Raw genomic sequence first — 1,744 nt, 5'->3', positions numbered from 1 at the left:
TAAAAAAATATATTGTTGCAGACAATCCTACCACCTGGTGCTTTAATGGCAACGACAGGAAAGGTGATCCAGCTCAGTTATCTGCCATGGGGGTGCAATGGATCGTCCGCGAAGCCCGTAAACACAGCGGGATCCAAAAAGAAATCACTACACATAGCCTTCGGCACAGCTATGCTACCCACCTTTTGGAGATGGGATTGGATATTATCAGTGTCAAAGATCTATTGGGACACGCAGATATCCAAACCACCCTCACCTACCTTCATGTGGCACAACTAGGTAGGCAAAAGCCATTCAGTCCGTTGGACCGGCTCTATAAAGAACAGGCGTGAAACCTGCTGCCTATGAGGTGGCCCAGGTTCTGGAAAGGAACACGGAATCTTTATCCAAATATTGTTACAACAGCTGGCAGACAAGAACCCTGCACGCCTTGCGAAAATGCCGCACTGCTGCCCTGGGTGGTCATATCGACCGCTGTAACAATCCTTCCTGCCATAGGCTCCACCTTAGTTATAATAGTTGCCGGAACCGCCATTGCCCCAAGTGCCAGGGACATAAAAAGGAAGCATGGATCCGGGCACGGGAAGAGGAACTTCTTAATGTACCTTACTTCCACGTGGTTTTTACCCTACCCAAGGAACTTAACCGCCTGTGCCTTTACCGGCCGGAACTGCTATACAGGTTATTGTTCAAAACCGCATGGCAGGTGATTCAGGGTTTTGCATCCAACCATAAATTTTTAGGTGCCAAACCCGGAATGATCGCCGTCCTGCATACCTGGGGACAAAACCTGTCTTTGCACCCACACCTGCACTGTATTGTTCCCGGGGGTGGTATTACCCAAAGCGGTCAATGGAAATCTGCAAAAAGCAAAGGTAAATACCTGTTCCCGGTTAAGGCTATGAGCACCGTTTTTAGGGCTCGTTTTGTGGCTTCCCTTCGCAAGGAACTGGAACCGCAATCCAAAGACTTCTACGAAAGCCTTTTTAAAAATGATTGGGTAGTTTATTGCAAACGCCCATTTTTAGGTCCCGCTCAGGTGGTGGAATACCTTGGCCGCTATACCCATAAGATCGCCATCAGTAACCATCGGATAAAAAACCTGGATAATAAAAGCGTTACATTTTCTGTAAAGGACTACCGCCACGGGGGAAGAAAATCCTTATTACGTTTATCTGATGCAGAGTTCATCAGGCGGTTCGCTCTTCACGTACTTCCAAAAGGCTTTGTTCGCATCCGGCATTATGGAATCTTGAGTGCCTACCATAAAAAATTTACGATTACCAAGCTACGGAAAAGCCTGGGACGGGTACAACTCAAAGAGCGTAAACCACTTCAACACCGCCAGTGCCCGGTATGCAAGAAAGGAAAATTGGTGACCCTTACTACCTTTACGGCACGAGGCCCACCAGAATACTGGATGGAAAAACTAAGAAAACAATCAAATAAATGAGTATAAAAAGTATAAAAAACGATTCTTCCAGGCGTAATAGGAAACCTATGGCCTAAAATGATCAAAATGGCAATAAATCCTGTAAGTACCAGTAAAAAACGTAGTAAAAAGCAGTTGCAATTTGGATCAATAACAAAAAACCGCCATCCTAAATAGAGGTTTAGGAATCCTACCTAACAAATCTTACCTTCTAAAAACAAACTAATCCCCATATATAGTTAACCGGCAAGGAACCGGTTTAGTCAACAGTGCGTTCATGTTGGGCCGTACCGGCCACACGAACGCTTAGTT

The 1,744-nt window shown here is 45.6% G+C and carries 2 protein-coding genes; both read left to right on the top strand.

Translation table 11 applies throughout. The annotated features are described in order from the left end of the window. The coding region (locus tag RM549_RS19295) for a tyrosine-type recombinase/integrase (protein WP_311687738.1) at positions 1-332 on the top strand (332 nt) is incomplete at its 5' end. Beyond that, a complete protein-coding gene (locus RM549_RS19290) occupies positions 329-1,453 on the top strand; it encodes an IS91 family transposase (RefSeq protein WP_432264725.1) in 1,125 nt (374 codons plus the stop codon). The genes RM549_RS19295 and RM549_RS19290, both read left to right, overlap by 4 nt. Positions 1,454-1,744 lie beyond the last annotated feature (291 nt).

The sequence above is a fragment of the Autumnicola patrickiae genome, from assembly GCF_031846525.1.
Taxonomy (GTDB): Bacteria; Bacteroidota; Bacteroidia; order Flavobacteriales; family Flavobacteriaceae; genus Autumnicola; species Autumnicola patrickiae.
This window is presented reverse-complemented; position numbering and strand designations above follow the sequence as displayed.